This window comes from Pseudomonas sp. WMBT8 (assembly GCF_050916005.1).
GTDB lineage: Bacteria > Pseudomonadota > Gammaproteobacteria > Pseudomonadales > Pseudomonadaceae > Aquipseudomonas.
Map to the genome: position 1 here is coordinate 2,543,169 of NZ_CP188096.1, position 17,853 is coordinate 2,561,021.

Annotated in this window: 26 protein-coding genes; 17 read left to right on the forward strand and 9 right to left on the reverse strand. The window is 54.4% G+C overall.

What is annotated here, in order from left to right; genetic code table 11:
- Positions 1 to 207: 207 nt before the first annotated feature.
- The 7 genes from ACO77H_RS11875 to ACO77H_RS11905 all read right to left on the reverse strand — a co-directional run bounded on the left by ACO77H_RS11875 (position 208) and on the right by ACO77H_RS11905 (position 4,994).
- Positions 208 to 828: a uracil-DNA glycosylase gene (locus ACO77H_RS11875; protein ID WP_432755515.1), complete on the reverse strand. Its 621-nt coding sequence runs from the start codon at positions 826 to 828 to the stop codon at positions 208 to 210.
- An 86-nt stretch (positions 829 to 914) separates the two neighbouring features.
- On the reverse strand, positions 915 to 1,343 hold the full coding sequence (locus ACO77H_RS11880) for a hypothetical protein (protein ID WP_432755516.1): 429 nt from the start codon (positions 1,341 to 1,343) through the stop codon (positions 915 to 917).
- Positions 1,340 to 3,199, reverse strand: coding sequence for a DEAD/DEAH box helicase (locus ACO77H_RS11885; RefSeq protein ID WP_432755517.1), 1,860 nt, complete (start codon positions 3,197 to 3,199; stop codon positions 1,340 to 1,342). Before ACO77H_RS11885 ends, ACO77H_RS11880 begins: the two co-directional genes overlap by 4 nt.
- Positions 3,200 to 3,271: 72 nt before the next feature.
- Entirely contained in the window at positions 3,272 to 3,487 is a 216-nt protein-coding gene (locus ACO77H_RS11890; protein WP_432755518.1) for a hypothetical protein, read from the reverse strand.
- Positions 3,484 to 3,717, reverse strand: a complete 234-nt coding sequence (locus ACO77H_RS11895; RefSeq protein WP_432755519.1) for a hypothetical protein — start codon at positions 3,715 to 3,717, stop codon at positions 3,484 to 3,486. The genes ACO77H_RS11890 and ACO77H_RS11895 overlap by 4 nt, the downstream gene beginning before the upstream one ends.
- Positions 3,718 to 3,758: 41 nt before the next feature.
- On the reverse strand, positions 3,759 to 4,271 hold the full coding sequence (locus tag ACO77H_RS11900; RefSeq protein WP_432755520.1) for a DUF4823 domain-containing protein: 513 nt from the start codon (positions 4,269 to 4,271) through the stop codon (positions 3,759 to 3,761).
- A gap of 54 nt (positions 4,272 to 4,325) precedes the next feature.
- A complete protein-coding gene (locus ACO77H_RS11905; protein ID WP_432755521.1) occupies positions 4,326 to 4,994 on the reverse strand; it encodes a LexA family protein in 669 nt (222 codons plus the stop codon).
- An 87-nt stretch (positions 4,995 to 5,081) separates the two neighbouring features.
- On the opposite strand from ACO77H_RS11905, the gene ACO77H_RS11910 reads away from it, so the two are divergent.
- The 10 genes from ACO77H_RS11910 (at position 5,082) to ACO77H_RS11955 (ending at position 10,838) form a co-directional block, all read left to right on the forward strand.
- Positions 5,082 to 5,297 carry a hypothetical protein gene (locus tag ACO77H_RS11910; RefSeq protein WP_432755522.1) on the forward strand — a complete coding sequence of 72 codons (216 nt, stop codon included), beginning with the start codon at positions 5,082 to 5,084 and terminating at the stop codon, positions 5,295 to 5,297.
- A 260-nt stretch (positions 5,298 to 5,557) separates the two neighbouring features.
- Entirely contained in the window at positions 5,558 to 6,358 is an 801-nt protein-coding gene (locus ACO77H_RS11915) for a replication protein (RefSeq protein WP_432755523.1), read from the forward strand.
- On the forward strand, positions 6,348 to 7,154 hold the full coding sequence (locus tag ACO77H_RS11920) for an ATP-binding protein (protein ID WP_432755524.1): 807 nt from the start codon (positions 6,348 to 6,350) through the stop codon (positions 7,152 to 7,154). Before ACO77H_RS11915 ends, ACO77H_RS11920 begins: the two co-directional genes overlap by 11 nt.
- A gap of 1 nt (position 7,155) precedes the next feature.
- Positions 7,156 to 7,671: a hypothetical protein gene (locus tag ACO77H_RS11925; RefSeq protein ID WP_432755525.1), complete on the forward strand. Its 516-nt coding sequence runs from the start codon at positions 7,156 to 7,158 to the stop codon at positions 7,669 to 7,671.
- The gene (locus ACO77H_RS11930) at positions 7,668 to 8,279 is read left to right on the forward strand and encodes a recombination protein NinG (protein ID WP_432755526.1); all 612 of its coding nucleotides are present in this window, start codon (positions 7,668 to 7,670) and stop codon (positions 8,277 to 8,279) included. Before ACO77H_RS11925 ends, ACO77H_RS11930 begins: the two co-directional genes overlap by 4 nt.
- Positions 8,276 to 8,857, forward strand: a complete 582-nt coding sequence (locus tag ACO77H_RS11935) for a hypothetical protein (RefSeq protein WP_432755527.1) — start codon at positions 8,276 to 8,278, stop codon at positions 8,855 to 8,857. The genes ACO77H_RS11930 and ACO77H_RS11935 overlap by 4 nt, the downstream gene beginning before the upstream one ends.
- A 238-nt stretch (positions 8,858 to 9,095) precedes the next feature.
- Entirely contained in the window at positions 9,096 to 9,563 is a 468-nt protein-coding gene (locus ACO77H_RS11940) for a GAF domain-containing protein (protein WP_432755528.1), read from the forward strand.
- A gap of 124 nt (positions 9,564 to 9,687) precedes the next feature.
- Entirely contained in the window at positions 9,688 to 9,873 is a 186-nt protein-coding gene (locus tag ACO77H_RS11945) for a zinc finger domain-containing protein (protein ID WP_081044268.1), read from the forward strand.
- Positions 9,874 to 9,881: 8 nt separating this feature from the next.
- Positions 9,882 to 10,187, forward strand: coding sequence for a hypothetical protein (locus ACO77H_RS11950; RefSeq protein ID WP_432755529.1), 306 nt, complete (start codon positions 9,882 to 9,884; stop codon positions 10,185 to 10,187).
- 315 nt (positions 10,188 to 10,502) lie between these two features.
- On the forward strand, positions 10,503 to 10,838 hold the full coding sequence (locus ACO77H_RS11955; protein WP_029294997.1) for a phage holin, lambda family: 336 nt from the start codon (positions 10,503 to 10,505) through the stop codon (positions 10,836 to 10,838).
- A 58-nt stretch (positions 10,839 to 10,896) separates the two neighbouring features.
- Here the strand turns inward: ACO77H_RS11955 and ACO77H_RS11960 are convergent, their stop codons facing one another.
- Positions 10,897 to 11,343 carry a hypothetical protein gene (locus ACO77H_RS11960; RefSeq protein ID WP_432755530.1) on the reverse strand — a complete coding sequence of 149 codons (447 nt, stop codon included), beginning with the start codon at positions 11,341 to 11,343 and terminating at the stop codon, positions 10,897 to 10,899.
- A gap of 92 nt (positions 11,344 to 11,435) precedes the next feature.
- Positions 11,436 to 11,867, reverse strand: coding sequence for a hypothetical protein (locus ACO77H_RS11965; RefSeq protein WP_432755531.1), 432 nt, complete (start codon positions 11,865 to 11,867; stop codon positions 11,436 to 11,438).
- Between the two features lie 77 nt (positions 11,868 to 11,944).
- Here ACO77H_RS11965 and ACO77H_RS11970 point away from each other — a divergent pair, with 77 nt between their 5' ends.
- The 7 genes from ACO77H_RS11970 to ACO77H_RS12000 all read left to right on the forward strand — a co-directional run bounded on the left by ACO77H_RS11970 (position 11,945) and on the right by ACO77H_RS12000 (position 17,783).
- Positions 11,945 to 12,568: a putative metallopeptidase gene (locus ACO77H_RS11970; protein ID WP_432755532.1), complete on the forward strand. Its 624-nt coding sequence runs from the start codon at positions 11,945 to 11,947 to the stop codon at positions 12,566 to 12,568.
- 30 nt (positions 12,569 to 12,598) lie between these two features.
- Positions 12,599 to 13,060 (forward strand): DUF2280 domain-containing protein, encoded by a 462-nt coding sequence (locus ACO77H_RS11975; RefSeq protein WP_177067405.1) that lies wholly within the window; start codon positions 12,599 to 12,601, stop codon positions 13,058 to 13,060.
- Entirely contained in the window at positions 13,047 to 14,345 is a 1,299-nt protein-coding gene (locus ACO77H_RS11980; protein WP_432755533.1) for a terminase large subunit domain-containing protein, read from the forward strand. Before ACO77H_RS11975 ends, ACO77H_RS11980 begins: the two co-directional genes overlap by 14 nt.
- A 4-nt stretch (positions 14,346 to 14,349) precedes the next feature.
- Positions 14,350 to 15,744 (forward strand): DUF4055 domain-containing protein, encoded by a 1,395-nt coding sequence (locus ACO77H_RS11985; protein ID WP_432755534.1) that lies wholly within the window; start codon positions 14,350 to 14,352, stop codon positions 15,742 to 15,744.
- Positions 15,745 to 16,857, forward strand: a complete 1,113-nt coding sequence (locus tag ACO77H_RS11990) for a hypothetical protein (protein WP_432755535.1) — start codon at positions 15,745 to 15,747, stop codon at positions 16,855 to 16,857.
- A complete protein-coding gene (locus ACO77H_RS11995) occupies positions 16,854 to 17,054 on the forward strand; it encodes a hypothetical protein (protein ID WP_432755536.1) in 201 nt (66 codons plus the stop codon). Before ACO77H_RS11990 ends, ACO77H_RS11995 begins: the two co-directional genes overlap by 4 nt.
- 114 nt (positions 17,055 to 17,168) lie before the next feature.
- Positions 17,169 to 17,783 (forward strand): hypothetical protein, encoded by a 615-nt coding sequence (locus ACO77H_RS12000; RefSeq protein WP_432755537.1) that lies wholly within the window; start codon positions 17,169 to 17,171, stop codon positions 17,781 to 17,783.
- The last annotated feature ends 70 nt before the right edge of the window (positions 17,784 to 17,853 follow it).

A 17,853-nucleotide genomic window follows, 5' to 3' on the forward strand; every position in this document is an offset into this window, starting at 1 on the left:
AAAGCACGCCTAGCATTAGGACTAGACTCAAAGTTTGAAGTTCTCTACGGGGACTGCCTACGGGCGAATGGTTGTAACAAGATATGCCTCGGCGGATTTGTCCGCGGAGGTCGGGCTTAAGCGGGTTTACGAGTAATTGGGATGACCAGAGGAGCCCGAGTGTGAATGGGCAGATACAAGAAGCCCGGCGCTGGGCCGGGCTTCGAGTCAACCTTGCCGTAAATGTGCGCTGACTAGACGAAGAGTTGTAAGGATTTTTTCGCGGTTGCCTATTGCGTTATTTACGTATAGCGGGCTCGGGTGAGCGCAAATGAACAGCTTCAGACCTGGCCGGACTGAGGCAATGGCTGCTGCGGCCCTCTCTGCCTTTTTGCCCAGTAAAACGACAGCCCGTAGCTTTGGTAGTAGCGCTAACAATCGAGGCAGCGGTTGAAGTCCAGCCTCGAGATCTAGAGGGGTGGCTGCTCGTATTTTTGTTCCAGTCCCGATGTACCAAGGTACGACATTCCAAAGCACTGTGTGTTTGCGATCAATGCCAGCCTCAACCCCGAGTTCGAACATATTCTTCGCTGTTTCGTCAGGATTGTTTCGTGAAATAAACCCCGAAGCTACCGCTTTAGCCCCTGGTGCCTCCAGCAAGAACAGCACTTCAGCATCGACGCCACCATCCCACGGGTCAAAGTAGGGGATGCCCGCACCTGGCCCAGCATTTTCGCGTAGCTGGTCAACAAAATGAGTTAAAGGGCGAATATGGGATTCTCCGATCTGCAATATGCGACTGGCCTTCGCCTCTGGACAACGAAGCATCTTGGGAAGATCTGCGAGCATATTGAGTTCTCGGATAGAGCGGTTGAGTGGGAGAGGGCAGATACAAGAAGCCCGGCGCTAGGCCGGGCTTTATGTGAGTAGTTGCCTCAAGCGACTAAAGACAGTCTCGCACGAACTTGAGATCTTGCGCTACTTGGGAGAGTGGACATAATCTCGCTGATTTTTTTATCAGTAACTCTCATTTTTCTGAAGGCTGATTCAACCTTGGTAATGGCATCGCTAGTAGCAGTTTTTCGGCACCACTGCGTGGCGAATTTTTTTGAACCTATTTTTTGGTCAATGCGCTGCAATTTTCTATCTAAGCTGTAAACGTATTTCATCTTTACTGTGTTTGCAGTCTCTTCATACTCATCAATAAAGCTAAGCTCAACAGTTAAGTGCTCGACGGTTTTAGTAGTTTTAAACTCTAAATATGGGGTTTCATACATAGCATCTGCTAGGTCTGAAGGCTGCACCCCATTAAAAAGATGCAGTGCAGTAAGCTCATCTAAGGCTTCCTTCAGTAGTTTGTTCATTTCAACATGCCTCGAAGCTCATTAACAATGTGCGGCATCATATCTACAGCGTTTAAAAGCTGTCTGTTGTCCATCTGATCGCGCGCACCATAGCGTGAGTGTATCTTGGCATTGATGTACATTACAAGCACGCCATCGTTTGGAGTGTCCTTCTTCATGTACTTAAGATGTCTGGCAAATCTAGGAAATAGCTCTGTGCCCTTGTCCTCAAGGCCTTTGTCGCTAATCAAGCTTGCGGCAGCGTCTTGGGATTTTTTCACCAAAAGAGCTCTAAGATCTTTGCGTGCTAGCTCGGGACGCTTCGCAATAAGGTTTGGATTTATTTCTGAAGATGCCTTCTTTAGCTCAGCGTCTATTAATACGCTGCGTAATTTTTCGATGGTGGATAGATCTAGAGCTGGTCCGGAAGTTTTCAGTTTTTCAAGTTGTTTGTCTGCTGATTGCGAGATCTCTAATCGCTTTTTTTCGAATAGCTCATTAAAATCTATATCGTCCAGATAGGAGTCCGTTTGTCCTGCAAAAACGTCCTCTGTACTTATACCTGCTAGAGCGTTATCTCGTTCGGTGTATTCGTATTCGCTGAATTCATACTCTCTAGTGCGTTTATGCTTGGCTCGATCGACTTCTGTTTGGAATGCTTGCCACATCACATCAAGCCCCGTTTCCTGATGAAAAACTATCAGTGCGTTATTGTCTATCTCAAATGCTTTGATTTCGTTTTCCGGTATCGCTCGCAGCACCCGACCGACAATTTGAGCAAACGCGTTCAGGCTCCGGTACGGACGAAAAAGCGCAAGGACTGTGAGGTAGCGATGGTCATATCCCTCCATAAGCATATTTACCGAAACAACAACTTCGCATTCATGATTTTCAATTTTTCGGAACGCTTGTTCTTGGTCTTCCTGGCTCATCTCGCTATGAATTGTAACTACTGTTGTGCCGAGCTCTTCATACCACGAGTGAAGATCGTTGGCATGACGAATACTACAACCTACAGCAAGGATTTTATGAGGTACAGAGGGGGATTCACTTTTAAGCTCTCTGAGCTTGGAGTAGCTGTGTTGAATGACGTCTTTAGAGCATGCTTCTGATAAGGCGACACTTTTCTCAAGCCACTCTCTATCCTTTAATTGAAGAACTTCCTCTTTAGAAAAGTTTCGCCCTGGGTAGGCCGCTAGCGTGAAAGATAAGTTGTGTGCATTAACGGTTTCCTTGCGAAGCCATTTCACGTATCTGTCGCGCATTACTTCAGATAATTGTGTTTCGTGAATTAGCTCGCCTGGCAACTCTTGGTTGTCCCCTCTGAAAGGAGTACCCGTTAAGAATAGTTTTTTTGCCGCATTAAAGTAGCTTAATGTCTGAGTCCAGCTTTCTGCTGGTGCGTGATGAGCCTCGTCTACTATAATCAAGTCAAAATAGTTTTTGGGTACTCGATCTACAAGGCTGTTGCCTCTTGTATTATAGACTTGGTGGATGTTGGTGTACACCATGTTGCATGTGTCAAGATTGGCGATGAGCGTGCTTGAATCATACTCTGTGATTGTTGGCAGGTCATCCGGATCTAATAGAACGTTGCAATTTACCCAGAAGTTATCCTCCAAAGCTTCTTGGGTTTTTTTTATGCTGTTCTTTGTGACGAGTCCTGGTGTGATTATTAATACTCTGCCATTCGCAACGCCATAAGGTGCTATTGAGATTAAGCCACTTTTGCCAGTGCCAGTTGGTAGTACTACCAGCGCCTCTCCATTAGGATTGTCTGAGAAGTATTTTTTTATTTGTAAGTACGCTTCTATCTGGGGAGAGCGTAGCTTGCTATTGCCTTCAATGTTTGCGACTGTATCTTGGTAGTAATTCATTTAAGTCCCTTTATGACAGTAACTAAGTAATTTGATTTTCGCTACTTCCTTGGTCCAACCCACATTCCTTCATCAAGGTGCAGCGTAGAGGTGTTTCAGCACGATCAGTTCAAGCACCGCCACGAAAATGCAAAGTACAACGAACCCAGGACTGAATACCCGCTTGCGGCCGCATTGGCTTCCGCCCAACCCTGCCGCGTCGGAATAGCCGGGGAGCATCATAAGGAACGCTAGGCAAGCTATGACTCCAGCCTTGCTCCAGAAGCTCTGCTCTCGCCATGCAGTCATTTGGTCTGTCTCGAAGCCCGGCCTATCCGGCCGGCCTTCACCTCATCCGCGTAACCCACTAGCCTGTCAGCTTCCTCATAAAGCGTACCTACCAATCCCATCATGGCTATGGCGTCTGCATCGCTTAGTTTTTCTGCGAGCTTGCCCAGGTCGATACAGGACTCCTCAAGGTTTGAGGCGATCGCCTTGAGATCGCGGCGCAGTTGCTGGTTGGGCTTGGTGAGGGGCATGGTGGCCTCCGAGTTGGTAGGCGCTAGATGTTGGCGCCTGCTCAGTATAAAGATGAGACGAAAGCCTCAATCGGCTCGGGCAGTAAATCCTGGGGGTGATCCCCGCCAAATGTTGCAATACCGCTTTCACCGGACGCGATCCCGGAGCTGATTACAGCCCCTGAAGAAACCTGAATTACGCTTATCTTGACCTCTACCTGGTCAGGGATCATCGACCATTCAGTTGCGCGATCTTCCCAATGCAGGATGGTCGGAAGAACCAGGATGTCTTGCCCGCTGCGTTTCGCTTTCTCTAAGGCCAGATCATAGCTCGAGGCTTCTGAATCCACCGTTACTCCTGCCGATCGCCTCGCAAACGCCGCGTAGAGGATTTGAGCTGTATTACGACCGGAGCCTTTGTAAACGTGGTCGCCGTATTCACCATCTACCGGAGTAGCGATGATTATCTTGTTTGTTCGATTGAGCTGCTGAGTAGAGCCAGACTGACTTGGTAGCCATTGATGGGAGTCGGCGCAGCCATAAAGCGCTGCTATCAGGATTAGAACTGCGGGCATTCGCATCTCGATTTCCTTTTCAGATGTTCTGCAAAATTTAATCAAATCCCTTGATCAGTAAAATTTCTGCAGCGCCTGAACAACTACGCCCACGATCCGGCAGTTCTCGTCTACCGCCTCAATTGGGTAGCTCGGGTTCAGTGGCTTCAGGAACAGCCGGCCGCCATCGCTGACCAGCTTCTTGAACGTCGCCTCATTGCTATCCGGTAGCTTGGCCACCACCAGCTTACCTGGTGCGACCTCAGCTTCTGTGTCCACCAGGATCAGAGTGCCCTCGGTGATGCTCTGGCCGGCGGGCGCTGTCATCGAGTCACCTTTCACCTTCAGCCAAAAAGCTGTGCCCTTGGAGTCATACTCCGAGAACTCGTAGGTGTCCGAGAAGCCGGCCGGGTAGGGCTCGACGGCCTCCGCCCAGGCGCCAGCAGCAACCCAGCTGATTAATGGGTAGCGGAATGATTTGTTGGGCTGGGCGGCAATTGAGATGTTCGATTCAACAGAGCCTGCACTCGACCCCTGGGTCAGCATTGGCCCGATCTCATCGGAAAGCCATTTGGCGCTCACCCCGCATGCATCGGCGATCTTCACGACGTGCGCGGTGGCTTTCGATTTTCCACGCTCAAGGTCAGAAATCGACGTCTGCGTGATACCAGCTTTAGCGGCCAATTCGCCCTGATTGAGCTTGGCGTGCCGGCGCGCTGTCTTTAAACGGTCTTTGAATTCCATTCCTCGAGTATTACGGGTGCTCCCATATCCTTGCAAATCGGTATTCCCATAACCTACTATATGGGTATTCCCGTATGGAGGGGCGATATGAACACTATTTACAAAGACCTCGTTGCCTTCATTGGCACCCAGGAGGTCACCGCTGAAAAGCTCAAGGTTGATCAAAGCACCGTTTCCGGTTGGGTTCGCGGGAAGCACGGCATGTCTCCAGTGGTTGCCAAACGAGCAGAGGCGGTGACCGGAGGTGTTTTCAAAAAAGAGTTCCTTTGTCCTTCGTTTCCCTGGGCCGAGATGGCCGCCTAAGCGAGATCTCTATCCGCAAATCCGTGTACCCAGTATCGGCCCAGACGGTCTGCGAAGTAAGAAACCTGAAGTCGCTGGAGTTTTATCCAGTGGGCTTTGAGAGAGGCTGAGCGGGGAGTCGGGCGGGGATGGTGGCGCTTCGGCGCTGAATTACAGGCAATAAAAAAGCCGACGTACGAGGTCGGCTTCTTCAACAGCTTCAAGCGAGAGAAATCATGCCAAACATTGTTCCGATACACAACCCTCGGGGGTTCACCCGAATGGACAACCAGATGATGGATGGCTTGATGGCCATCGATTTGTCAGCGCGCGAAATGAAGATCGTTCTGTACGTGGCAAAAGCCACCTTGAACTTCAGCACGGGCGCCCATCGCATCCCGGCGGTCGATATCGCCAAGGCAACCCACATCCACCCTGACACCGTGTCGAAGGCTATATCCGGCCTGTTGCGCCGTCGCGTGCTGTACCGAGAGGGTGGTGCACGCGGTGACATCGGCGTTTGTGACCCAAAAGAGTGGATCTTCGTAGTAGAGCCGAAACAGACCATATCGTCTGATTCGGCTCAAGTGGTCCGAATCGGCTCAGCCGCGAAACAGACCATAACCGACGACTCCCTTCTTTATACAAAGAAAGAACCCCTATTAACTCTTTCTTCGAAAGAGATTAATCCGCCCCAACCAAAAACCGAGATGCCGAAGCCTGATCGCAAGGCTCCGTTCGGCATGGCCCAGTTGCTGGCCGACAACCCGCACAACGTCCCTGAGCAGCTGCTCGCCGACTGGCTGATCCAGCGCAAGGCCAAACGTGCCGCCGTGACCGCCACTGTCTGGTCAACCGTGAACACCGAACTGGCCAAGTGTGCTGAGGCCGGTATCAACGCAGACGACGCAATAACCGAAGCGCTGAATTCCGGTTGGCAGGGCTTCAAGGCGTCCTGGGTTATTAAGCGTTTGGCGGAGTCCGCACCGGTGCCGGCCCCTCAGTCGCGCCACACGGGATTTGCTGAACGCAACTACACCGATGGCCTGATTCAGCGTGAGGACGGTTCCTATGCGATCTGAGCCAATTCCCCCAACGCCTGAACTACCGCCGGGCACCCGCATCCAGCCCGCTGATTGCGAGACCCACGGCCAGTACGAACAGAAGGTTTTCCCAGTACTTGGCAAAGAGCTGAGAAGTGGTTGCCCTGAGTGCGGCCGGATCATCCGTGAGAAGGCTGAAGCTGCTGAGCTGGCCAGCAAGGCGATGGAGCTACGCATGGCCATGGAGCGCAAACTCGGCGCCGCTCTGGTCCCCAAGCGCTTCGCCAGCAAGACGCTGGATGGATACGTCGCCACCTCCACGGAACAGCGAAAGGCGCTGAACACCTGCCGTCGGTATGCCGCTGAGTTCGCGCAGATCGCCGAATCGGGCCGCTGCCTATTGCTGCTGGGCAAGCCCGGTACCGGCAAGACACACCTGTCTGTCGCCATCGCCAACGAGATCATGGCCAAGTCCAGCGCAACGGCGGTGTACCGCACTATCGGCGCCGTCCTTCAGTCCATTCGTGCCACCTACGACCACTCCAGTGACCAGAGTGAAAGCCAGATTCTGTCGAGCCTGATCAGCCCCTCTCTGCTCATCCTGGATGAGGTCGGCGTCAGCAAGGAAAAGCCAAGCGACTTTGAGCTGACCACCCTGTTCGCAATCATTAACGGCCGGTACGAGCAAATGCGCCCGACTGTGATCGTCTCCAACCTTGATGCGAAGGCGCTGCCGGACGCACTCGGTGAGCGCTGCATTGATCGGTTGCGGGAGGGCGGGGTGATCGTCATCCCGTTCGAGTGGGAGTCGCAGCGCGGCAAGGAGGGGTTCTGACATGACCAAACCGGCAAAGCCCTGCCCAATGCCCGTGTACCTGGTGCTGCGCCGCCTGATTGATCCTGCCACCGGCAGGGAGGTGGCCGCTTTCGTGCCGTCCTCCGACGCTGACCGATCGATCCTTCGTGAGCGTGATTTCCGAATCAATACCAAGATCCGCGCCGAACTAAAGCAGCCGCGCAATCCACGGTTCAACGGTTTGGTCCACGGCCTGGGCCGGGTACTGAGCCAGAACATCGATCGGTTCTCTGGCAAGCAGTCCCACGACGCAATCAAGGCACTGCAACTTGAGTCGGGCGTGTACTGCGACGAGGAGCAGTTCGATATCCCTGGTCTGGGCCAACTCACCCGCAAGACACCCCGCAGCCTTTCCTACGATTCGATGGGGGAGGAGACATTCCAAGACTTCTGGCGCCAGTGCTGTGCGTACCTGGTGCTGCATGACTGGCCGACGCTCACGGAAGAGCGCCTGACCGAAATGGCAGAGTTCGAAGCATTCAAGGAGGCCGCATGAAGCGCACCCCATTACAACGCAAAACCCCGCTCACGTCCGGTGGGCCACGCCGCAAGCGCTGCCCTGTGTGCCGAGTAATGTTCACTAAAACGCGCGATTCGCAGGCGGTATGCGGCGATATCGAGTGCGCCATCGCTTACGGTAAGTCGGAGAAGGGGCAGGCGAGCGCCAAGAAGGCCCTAGCTGATGTTGGTCGCCGGGACATCAAGGTGCGCAAGGAGAAGCTGAAGAGCAGGGCGGATCACCTCAAAGACACGCAGCAGGCCTTCAACGCCTGGGTGCGCGCCCGTGACGCGGATCTGCCTTGCATCAGTTGCGGTCGCCACCATGACGGCCAATATCATGCAGGCCATTACCGCACTGTAGGAGCGAACCCAGAGTTGAGATATGAACCGCTCAACGCCTGGAAACAATGCGCCCCGTGCAATAACCACCTCTCAGGAAACCTCATCAATTACCGAATCTCGCTCCTACAGAGAATTGGCGAGGAAAAGGTGGCATGGCTTGAAGGCCCTCATGAGGCCAAGAAGTACACGGTCGAAGAGCTGAAGGCTATGACCGCCGACTACCGGGCGAAGACAAAAGAACTGAAGAGGGCTGCCGCATGAAGATCAATTCAGCGCGCCAGGCATGGCATGACTGCAACTACAACCCAGCGCCTGGCCAGTCCTCAGATGCCGCAGAGCTTGGGGTGGTGGTGCAGAGCACCCAGCGAGGACCTACTGCAAATCACGCGGTGCACGGAGCGCTTGCTGGTCACATCCAGTCGGCGATCGCGCGTCTCCATTACCAGTTGCGCGCCTTTGGCAATGCTATGTACGCGGCAGAGCCGACCGATGATGATCGGGAGGAAGCGGAAGAGGCAGTTTTCAACCTGGCTTGCTCCCGAGTAGAGCGCATGACTTCCAGCAAGCGTGATCGCGCCACGTACGTCGCTAAGGGTGTATTTCGCCGGTATCGATATATGCACCAGGGCGGGCAGTCTTCGAACCCTGATCCACTCATCAAACCAGAGATTTTTCGTGCCTGGTTGGAAGGGGAGTACGGCATCAAGCTCCCGTCGGCAGCTTGGGGGAGGGACTGGGAGCCTTTTGTGCAGCTCTGCTTCGATGCCTGCTATGACATTGACGCCAAGGCACTAAGCCCAATTGGCGGGATAATTTACAAGATGAAAGAGGCCGCTTGACTTCCCGCACGGCTGAGGGCATTATTTCCCCATAGTTAGTATTTTGCCTTCGGCAACTTGTACTAACCATTCAAGGAAGCCCGGCCAAGTGTCGGGTTTTTTGCTTAGTAAATTTGGCGTCTTGTGGCACCGCTTGGTGTGCCTCGCAGACTTCTATCCTAATGCTCATTGGGTATTTAGGATCCTCGATCCGGCGCCCTATAGTTGGACTTTTCCAACCAATAGTCCGGACCTTCTTGTGGCCAAATCCAGCTCAGTATTCGACTCGCTACGCCAGGACATTGATGCGCTAGCCGCACAACTCGGTGTCAGCTCTATCCTTGTCATGCGTTCCCTGCCCCAGCATATGCAGGTAGAGGCTTCTGGCGGACGTCATGAAGATACCTATCCCATAGGCGCCCAGGGCAAGAAAAGTAGCCTGGCCCACAACGGCCAAGAGCTCTACTGTGAGCGGGTTGTGGACGCTGAACAGCCGCTATACGTCAAGGACTCGCGTTTGGAGTCCGACTGGGCTGGCAATGAAGATGAGGTAGAGTTCGGGCTGAGCAACTATTTAGGCTATCCAGTACGCGGCCCTGACGGTGAGGTGTATGGCACCGTCTGCGCCTTGCACGAGGATGCCAAGGAATACAGCGTCGAAGAGCGGGCTGCTTTGGATGAGTTTCGCAAGAAGGTGGAGGCACAGTTGGCGCGGGATTTGAAATAACCGCTTTACACAAGTCATCACCGGCCATACTGGCGGAGCTATGGCAAGAACTCAGAAACCCCGGCCATTGTGCCGGGTTTTTTATTGCCCAAGGAAAGGGTGATTCAGCAAAAGGAATTTGCAGATGTTGAAAGAATTCAGATGCGGTAACTGCAAAAGACTTCTCGCCCGTACGGGTGGGTTTACAGAGCTCCAGATCAAATGTTCCCGATGCGGGACGTTGAATCATGTGAAGGCCACGAGCCTCGAGCAATCGCCTTTGAGCGACATGAAAGCGGAATCCTCCGCGACTAATCATTCGACTCAATAGGTGAAAAAATGGAACCAGTAAAATTCGGCTCAAAGTATGCGTACTCGCGTACGGGCGACTACGTACAAATCGTTGACCCTGCTATCAACACCAAGGGGGTGGTACTTCGCACCATAAATCTCATTGGCGCGAAGTTGTTCACTGGGCAGGTAAAGCCAAACTGGGCTAACGAGGATAATTTTCCGCTGGTTTTACGTGCGGGTAACGACTTCGTAATTTGTCCGTTTCAGATTGAACTTCCCGCTGGTTATGGGCTTTGGATCAACGGCACCAACGATGGCTACACACACATTTCTTACGACCTGTTGTCGTAAGCGAAAGGAGGGCGGCTTTAGAGTCGGATCACGATTTGCTGCTGCGCGTAGCTTATGCCGCCTTAAGCATGGTTGAGCGGCTTTCAGTAGATCGTGTACAGGCTCTCAGAGATTGTTCGGTGACTTGCTTGCTGTGCGCTCCTGAAACTGGTGGCGCATGGCGAGCATCTTTTTAGGCCTCTGCAAAAGCCGGGGCTTTTTCGTTTTCGGCTCCACCACACCCTTCGCTCCGAGCAGGGAGTGCTGCTGGGGCTGATTCAAATTCGCAGGTCATGGCCTGCTTTATTCCTAACTCCCTGACGGGGAGGAACCGAGATGTCCAATATGCCAGACAAACCAGACACCTGGCTCATCGTGCTTGCATGGCTGAGTCAGCATTCGCCGACGCTTTATGCCGCAGGCCTATCTGCCTTGATGGCTGGTATCAGGATCATTTATGGCGGCGGTACCCGGCGCCAGGCTCTGCTCGAGGCGGCGATCTGCACCTTGATCACGATTGGTCTGATCCCGGTCCTTGAATACTTCGGTCTGCCGCAGAATCTTGCGACGGCTGCCGGGGTGTTTATCGGGTTCCTGGGCGTGAAGAAGCTGGCCGACTTTGCTGATCGGGTCGCCGAGTTCAAATTTCCCAGGAGCGGTGCGGGGCAGTAATCCGCGCCACGTTTTCGAATGCGCTAAATCGTGGCGCGAGATTGGAGTTCATGCTCGTCTATGGAAATGTGATGTCGGCCCTGATCAAAGGAAGATTGCTTGCATCGTAGGAGCAATGATACGACCGCCCATCATCGGTGTCTTTTTTCGGAACATCTTCACACTTGAATGAAACAGTGATGCCGTATTTTGTAGCTGTGAATCCTTTGACTGCCTCCTCAGGGGTAAGCACCGTAACGAGCTCACGGTTGAAGCTCAGGGTGATATCTGGGCCGCCGAAGACTTCATATTTCTGCGATCGGATACATAGGCTGGCCCCAATCAATTTGCCATTCAGCGTATTGCTGCCACTCGTACACGCTTTCGGTGAAATGAAGTTGCCAACGCTCATTTTATGAGTGGGGACTTCTGTCTTCACTGCCGGTGGTGTGTGCGGCCCGCTCTGGCAGGCTGTGATCAGGCCAGCCACCAAGAGTAAGGCGGCAGCATTAACGATTGACTTCATTAGGGGCAGTATCCTTCAGCTGGGGCCGTTTGAGTGAACCCAGTTCCGGAGCTCGTAGGTGCTCGCTGGGTTGCTATGAGGTGGGGAGGCCTTTACTTCACGTATTTGAAGTTCGCACTTACCAGCAATTGATCATTGATGGTGACCTTACAAAAGCGCTTCTCAACTGTTTTGCCATCAACGGCGAAAGTAGGGGCGCATTGTAAAAATGCTTTCTTCCCCTTCCAGTCTTTAGTAACTCCGGTGGTGGTTGTGCTCACCGGCTCTCGCATGAATTTTCGGTTCTGTGGTGAGAAGTAAATTTCTGGTTCTCCACCGCCAAAAAAACCGGATTCGTATGTAGAGCAGAGTATGCCCTCAATACGCTCTCCATCGATAATGTTGGCGTCAACATGGCAGGCGGTCAGACCATTTGAGACATCCAGATCCACTGGTCCCAAATTGGTCCATGTTGGAGTGCTAATACACCCGGACAGAGCTGCAGCAGTGATAGCAATAACGCAAGTGGATTTGGTGCGGGACATTGAATTGAGCTTCCTTACTTTTTAATTTGCATCACCAATACCGTCAACGCTTCACTATTTCAAGCTCAAGGTGATTCATGGACAGGCCATACCCTCCATCGTCACTGCTTGAGCTGTCTGACCTCTCCGACTTCGGTATCCGCCTTACTCCAGCGCCTGAGGTGTGGGAATGGCTGCAAACTGAGATCGTTGCCGACACAGGCAGCATTCACAACGAAGACCATGCCCACCTACTGGATGCAGACATCCGGATTATGTGGGCGTCGTCGAGCTTCGAGAAGCAGGGCCGCACAGTCCTGGGCCAGGCCGAGCAGGTAGCGTTCCGCGCCGGTGGCTGGCAGAAAGCCCGGATGGAGCAACAGATGCGTGATTGGTTCGGCGATGTGCCGGCATTCATCATTACCCTGGCTGCCGACTACTGCGCCCAGTGCAGCGACCTTGAGTTCTGCGCCTTGATCGAGCACGAGCTTTATCACCTGGCTCACGCGACCGACAAGTACGGTCAACCAGCATTCACCCAAGACGGTGCACCGAAGATCAAGCTGCAGGGCCACGACGTCGAAGAGTTCGTCGGAGTCGTCCGCCGCTACGGTGCAAGCGCTGACGTTCAAGCGTTGGTGGATGCTGCAAACAGTCCTGCTGAGGTGGGGAAATTGAACATTGCGAGGGCCTGCGGAACCTGTCTGCTCAAGTCGGCCTGATTTTGGACAGGTTTGGACGGATGAACGCCTATGGCAGCTCTAAGCAGTGAGGTGAAGACCTTTGTAGTACAGGCTCTCGCTTGCTTCGATACGCCTTCTCAGGTGGTTGAGGCGGTCCATAAAGAATTCAGCTTGAGCATCACCCGGCAGCAGGTCGAATCCCACGACCCTACAAAGGTTTCAGGTAAGAAGCTCGCCGACAGATGGAAGACCCTTTTCGAGCAGACCAGAAAGCGTTTCCGCGAAGAGACTGAAGACATACCCATTGCCAACCGCGCCTTTCGTCTCCGCGCGATGAACCGCTTTGTGGAGAAGGCTGAGTCGATGAAGAACATCGGCCTGGCCATGCAGATCCTCGAACAGGCCGCGAAGGAAACCGGCGACATCTACGTCAACCGGGCCCGGAAGGAAGAGGTTGGCGATGAACCGGTGATTCCGACCCGCATCCAGGTCGACGTGGTGGATGCGAGGAAGCCGAATGCCGAGCCTTAATGTTCCGCAGGCTCAGTTCCTCACGCTGCCCCACAAATTCCGTGCGTTCGTTGCCGGGTTCGGCTCAGGCAAGACCTGGGTGGGCTGCTCGGCACTGAGCAAGCACTTCATGGAGTGGCCCGGCGTTAACGCTGGCTACTTTGCACCGACTTACCCGCAGATCCGGGACATCTTCTATCCAACCATGGATGAGGTGGCTTACGACTGGGGGCTGAAGACAAAGATCAATCAGGCGAACCACGAAGTTCATATCTACAGCGGCCGGCAGTACCGCGGCACTGTGATTTGCCGGTCGATGGAGAAGCCTCAGACTATTGTCGGCTTCAAGATCGGCCATGCCCTGGTGGATGAACTGGACGTGCTGACTGCCATCAAGGCGCAGCAGGCCTGGCGCAAGATCATTGCCCGGATGCGTTACAACTTGCCCGGACTGAAGAACGGGGTGGATGTCACCACGACGCCGGAAGGCTTTAAGTTCGTCTTCTTGCAGTTCGTGAAGCAGTTGCGGGACAAGCCGTCGCTCAAGGAGATGTATGGCCTGGTGCAGGCCAGCACCTTCGACAACGAGCTGAACTTGCCGGATGACTACATCGCCTCACTGATGGAGTCCTATCCGCCGCAACTGATCATGGCGTACCTCAAGGGCCAGTTCGTCAACCTGACGTCGGGCACGATCTACACGGCCTACGACCGCAAGCTCAATGGATGTTTCGACACTGTGCAGCCCGGCGAGCCGCTGTTCATCGGAATGGACTTCAACGTCGGCAAGATGGCGGCAATCACCCACGTCAAACGCGACCAGGGGCTGCCCAGGGCGGTGGATGAGCTGATAGACGGTTACGACACGCCCGACATGATCCGCCGTATCAAGGAGCGCTACTGGCAGCACGACGGCAACGACTTTAAAAAGACCTGCGAGATCAGGATCTACCCGGACGCATCGGGTGATTCGCGCAAGTCCGTGAACGCCAGCATCACCGACCTGGCCATGCTCAAGCAGGCCGGGTTCGCGGTCATTGCTCCGGCGGCAAACCCACCGGTGAAGGATCGAATCAACGCAATGAACGCCGTCTTCTGCAATGCGCAGGGCGAGCGGCGCTACCTGGTCAACCCTTTTACCTGCCCAACTTACGCCGATGGCCTGGAGCAGCAGGTATGGGGCACGAACGGGGAGCCAGACAAAACCGCCGGCATCGATCACGCGAACGACGCCGGCGGCTATTTCATCCATCGCGAGTACCCGATCGTTAAGCGGACTGCTTTCACCAACTCCCTGAGAATGTGACCCCATGAGCAACGACCCAAGTAAAACGCTACCGGCAGTAGACGCCATGCGCGAAGACTGGGCTCTTGTTGACGCGCTGATGGGCGGAACGAAGGCGATGCAACTCGCGGGCAAGCTCTATCTGCCGAAGTGGCCAAAGGAAGACGACGACGCCTACAAGGAGCGCTTGTCGCTGTCCACGCTACTCCCGGCATTCAGCGAGACGGTCCAGAACATGAAGGGCAGGGTGTTTGCTGAGAACATTGTGCTTGGTGAGGATGTGCCTGAGACGATCAAGCCCTACGTGCAGAACTTCGACCGGCAGGGCAATAACCTGCAGGTCTGGGCTCAGCAGCTGTTCACCGTCGGGCTATCCCATGGTCTTTGCCATGTCCTGGCCGATTACCCGAAAACGAAAGATGAGCAAGGTAACTCTGTTGTCCGCACTGCCGCCGACGAGAAGGCCGCTGGCGTGCGGCCTTACGCGGTGATGATTCACCCCCAGCAGGTTATTGGCTGGCTCACCGAGGAGAAGGGCGGCGAATGCTCGCTGTCCCAGTTCTGGTATGCGGAGGCGGTCGAAGAGCGCGTAGGCGATTTCGGTGTGACAGTCATTCCGCAGATCAGGGTTTTGATCCCTGGTGGCTGGAGGGTGTATCGCAAGACTGAAGACGCCAATGGGAAAAAGGAGTGGGCCAAGGCCGATGAAGGAACGAACACACTCACGATCATTCCACTAGCTACGTACTACACCAAGCGCACAGGCTTCATGACCGCAACGCCGCCGCTGCTGGAGCTGGCGCACCTCAACAAGAAGCACTGGCAGTCCCAAAGCGATCAGGACAACATCCTGCACGTTGCCCGGGTGCCAATGCTGATGATCTCCGGCATCGACGACGACGCCTTCGAACTCAAAGTCGGGACTAGCTCTGCTACCAAGTTGCCTACCGGCGGCGACATGAAGTGGGTGGAGCATACCGGCACCGCCATTGAGGCCGGCCGCAAGTCGCTCGAAGACCTTGAAGATCAGATGCGCATCGCCGGCGCCAAGCTGCTTCAGAAGGACAAGCAGTCCACGAAGACTGCGACCCAGGCTGAGGAAGAGGCGGCTCAAGAAATGAGCCCGCTGCAAACCATGGCTGGCCAGCTTGAGGACACGCTTGACCAGGTGCTTCAGTTCTTCGCGCTCTGGAAGGGGGAGAAGGAAGGCGGCCATGTGAAGGTGAATGGCAACTTCGACGTGGACTTCGCGCCTGAAACCACTCTTCCTTTACTCCTCAACATGGCAGCTCAAGGCCGGCTTTCCGACGAAACCCTGTTCAATGAGTACAAGCGCCGCGGCGTGGTCTCGGATGACATTGAGTGGGAGGTCGAGAAGCAGAAGATCGCCGACCAGGGGCCAGCGCTCGGAGCTCTCTAAATGGCAACGGTCAACGAGATTCTTCAGGACGAGCATATCGCCCACGCGGTATCGCTGGAGAAGTACAAACTTGGCGTAGTACGGCGCATCATCGCTCTGCTCAATCGGTCTGATGCCAGCCTCTCGGCTGCACTCACAGAAGCGCTGGAGCGGATGCCCGTCGAGTCGTTTACTGTTGAGCGCCTCGAGTTGCTGTTGGATGAGGTGAGGGCGGTCAATGCTCAAGCCTACGACCAGGTGTTCAAAGCCCTTGAGGCGGAACTGCAGGAGCTCGCGAGCTACGAAACCAGCTGGCAGCAGACGCTGTTCCAGAAGACGCTTCCAGAACCAGTCCTGATTCGATTCCCGCTTGTTGGTATTAGTGGCGAGCAAGTCTACGCCGCGGCGATGTCTCGCCCATTCCAAGGGCGCCTGTTGCGAGACTGGGGCAAGCAGGTGGGAGCCGAGCGCATGGTCAAGGTTCGCAACGCGATCCGATCCGGCTATTTGGAAGGCAGGACCACCGACCAGATCATCCGCAGCATTCGTGGCACCAGGGCGGTGGGCTATGCCGATGGCTTCCTTGAGAGGCCCCGTAAAGACCTGGCATCGGTCGTGCAAACGGCCGTGAGCCACACAGCGGCCACGGCACGCGAACAGTTCAACGTCGCAAACAGCGAGATCTTGAAGGCCGAAGATTGGCTCAGCACCCTGGACACGAAGACCTCCACCGACTGCATCATCCGGGACAAGCTTTCGTATGAGGTCGGCACGCACAAGCCGATAGGGCATAAGGTGCCCTGGTTGCAAGGTCCGGGGCGGATTCACTTTTGCTGTCGCAGCACCTCAACGCCGCGAACCAAGTCATGGCGAGAGCTTGGCATTCCCATTGACGAGATGGCGCCAAGTCAACGAGCGAGCATGGATGGCCAGGTGCCGGGGGATACCACTTATGGGACTTGGCTTGAACGCCAGTCAGATGCCCGGAAGGCTCAAGTCCTCGGGCCGATGCGGTACCAACTCTACAAGGACGGCAAGAGCCTTGAGGACTTCTACTCGCCAACCGGTGAATGGCTGACTTTGGAGCAGATCAAGCGGCATGACGCGCAGGCATTCGCTAAGATGGCTACATGACCGACAAACTCAAGCTTCACCTCATTCAAGGTACGCCAGCCCCGGACACTCCGGCGGAGCAGGTCCGCAAGCGCGTTCGCGCGATGCCCAAGCCGGCAACGATGGTTCAGTGCCATCGCTGCGGTGGGCGCGAGGTTAGCGAAACGAAGATTGGTGTTCTTATGAAGAATGGCCGACTGGCGGCACTAAGACTCTGATCTGTGTCGGGTGCCTGCTGCGGGGTGAAAGAGTCGTTCTTCTGTAGTTGTCCGCCCACTGGATCCAGCTTTCCAGTACTGATATAACGCCTCGCAACTTTTGCGAGGTGCATCATGACAAAATCATGGGTTTCGGTACTTGTAGCGCTAGCTGTATTGGCGGGATTCGCTATAGGGTTTGCTGTGGCCATAAAGATCAACCTGGCAACTGCTGACGTTTATTTGCTCAACCTCGGGAGTGTTGGAGATTGGGTTTCGGGCATTGGTGCGCTCGCCGCTGTGTTAGTGACTCTTTGGCTTAGCGATAAGCAGAGAAGGGAAAACACAGAACAATTGATTGTTGAGCAAACCTCTCGTCAGGAAGGCCTACTGATAAAAATGGTTTCCTCGGGGAATCGCCCTTCTCTGGTTACAGGGCTACACATTGGTGCAGAGGGCTCAGATAAGAAGGTTGGGCTGTCCGGAACCCATTTCCTGGCTGAGGAGTTTCCGGTCGGACGGATCGATTTCGGAGAGTTAATCAGTGTTTTGGTCGGCGATCAGCACAGGCTACAAGTCGCCAGGTTAGTGGCCAAGACGTTTGGTTCTGAATTTACCGGGCTCAGGCTAGTGGTAACCACAAGTCTTGGCCGGTTCTATAAGGAGCTAGACCCTATTTTCGTTGAAGGGATTTCACGTCGCCTGAGGCAAGAGCAGCAAAGCTTGGAGTTTTCTACACTCAATAAATAGCCGACAGCAGTATTTCAAAGCCCTGGCATCCGCCGGGGCTTTTTTATGGGCGCGATTCCGGATGGATAGC

Bases quoted from the DNA above. Each gene is read 5' to 3' on its own strand.
- ACO77H_RS11875 (WP_432755515.1), bottom strand. From the start codon at position 828: ATGCTCGCAGATCTTCCCAAGATGCTTCGTTGTCCAGAGGCGAAGGCC.
- ACO77H_RS11880 (WP_432755516.1), bottom strand. From the start codon at position 1,343: ATGAACAAACTACTGAAGGAAGCCTTAGATGAGCTTACTGCACTGCAT.
- ACO77H_RS11885 (WP_432755517.1), bottom strand. From the start codon at position 3,199: ATGAATTACTACCAAGATACAGTCGCAAACATTGAAGGCAATAGCAAG.
- ACO77H_RS11890 (WP_432755518.1), bottom strand. From the start codon at position 3,487: ATGACTGCATGGCGAGAGCAGAGCTTCTGGAGCAAGGCTGGAGTCATA.
- ACO77H_RS11895 (WP_432755519.1), bottom strand. From the start codon at position 3,717: ATGCCCCTCACCAAGCCCAACCAGCAACTGCGCCGCGATCTCAAGGCG.
- ACO77H_RS11900 (WP_432755520.1), bottom strand. From the start codon at position 4,271: ATGCCCGCAGTTCTAATCCTGATAGCAGCGCTTTATGGCTGCGCCGAC.
- ACO77H_RS11905 (WP_432755521.1), bottom strand. From the start codon at position 4,994: ATGGAATTCAAAGACCGTTTAAAGACAGCGCGCCGGCACGCCAAGCTC.
- ACO77H_RS11910 (WP_432755522.1), top strand. From the start codon at position 5,082: ATGAACACTATTTACAAAGACCTCGTTGCCTTCATTGGCACCCAGGAG.
- ACO77H_RS11915 (WP_432755523.1), top strand. From the start codon at position 5,558: ATGGACAACCAGATGATGGATGGCTTGATGGCCATCGATTTGTCAGCG.
- ACO77H_RS11920 (WP_432755524.1), top strand. From the start codon at position 6,348: ATGCGATCTGAGCCAATTCCCCCAACGCCTGAACTACCGCCGGGCACC.
- ACO77H_RS11925 (WP_432755525.1), top strand. From the start codon at position 7,156: ATGACCAAACCGGCAAAGCCCTGCCCAATGCCCGTGTACCTGGTGCTG.
- ACO77H_RS11930 (WP_432755526.1), top strand. From the start codon at position 7,668: ATGAAGCGCACCCCATTACAACGCAAAACCCCGCTCACGTCCGGTGGG.
- ACO77H_RS11935 (WP_432755527.1), top strand. From the start codon at position 8,276: ATGAAGATCAATTCAGCGCGCCAGGCATGGCATGACTGCAACTACAAC.
- ACO77H_RS11945 (WP_081044268.1), top strand. From the start codon at position 9,688: ATGTTGAAAGAATTCAGATGCGGTAACTGCAAAAGACTTCTCGCCCGT.
- ACO77H_RS11950 (WP_432755529.1), top strand. From the start codon at position 9,882: ATGGAACCAGTAAAATTCGGCTCAAAGTATGCGTACTCGCGTACGGGC.
- ACO77H_RS11955 (WP_029294997.1), top strand. From the start codon at position 10,503: ATGTCCAATATGCCAGACAAACCAGACACCTGGCTCATCGTGCTTGCA.
- ACO77H_RS11960 (WP_432755530.1), bottom strand. From the start codon at position 11,343: ATGAAGTCAATCGTTAATGCTGCCGCCTTACTCTTGGTGGCTGGCCTG.
- ACO77H_RS11965 (WP_432755531.1), bottom strand. From the start codon at position 11,867: ATGTCCCGCACCAAATCCACTTGCGTTATTGCTATCACTGCTGCAGCT.
- ACO77H_RS11970 (WP_432755532.1), top strand. From the start codon at position 11,945: ATGGACAGGCCATACCCTCCATCGTCACTGCTTGAGCTGTCTGACCTC.
- ACO77H_RS11975 (WP_177067405.1), top strand. From the start codon at position 12,599: ATGGCAGCTCTAAGCAGTGAGGTGAAGACCTTTGTAGTACAGGCTCTC.
- ACO77H_RS11980 (WP_432755533.1), top strand. From the start codon at position 13,047: ATGCCGAGCCTTAATGTTCCGCAGGCTCAGTTCCTCACGCTGCCCCAC.
- ACO77H_RS11985 (WP_432755534.1), top strand. From the start codon at position 14,350: ATGAGCAACGACCCAAGTAAAACGCTACCGGCAGTAGACGCCATGCGC.
- ACO77H_RS11990 (WP_432755535.1), top strand. From the start codon at position 15,745: ATGGCAACGGTCAACGAGATTCTTCAGGACGAGCATATCGCCCACGCG.
- ACO77H_RS11995 (WP_432755536.1), top strand. From the start codon at position 16,854: ATGACCGACAAACTCAAGCTTCACCTCATTCAAGGTACGCCAGCCCCG.
- ACO77H_RS12000 (WP_432755537.1), top strand. From the start codon at position 17,169: ATGACAAAATCATGGGTTTCGGTACTTGTAGCGCTAGCTGTATTGGCG.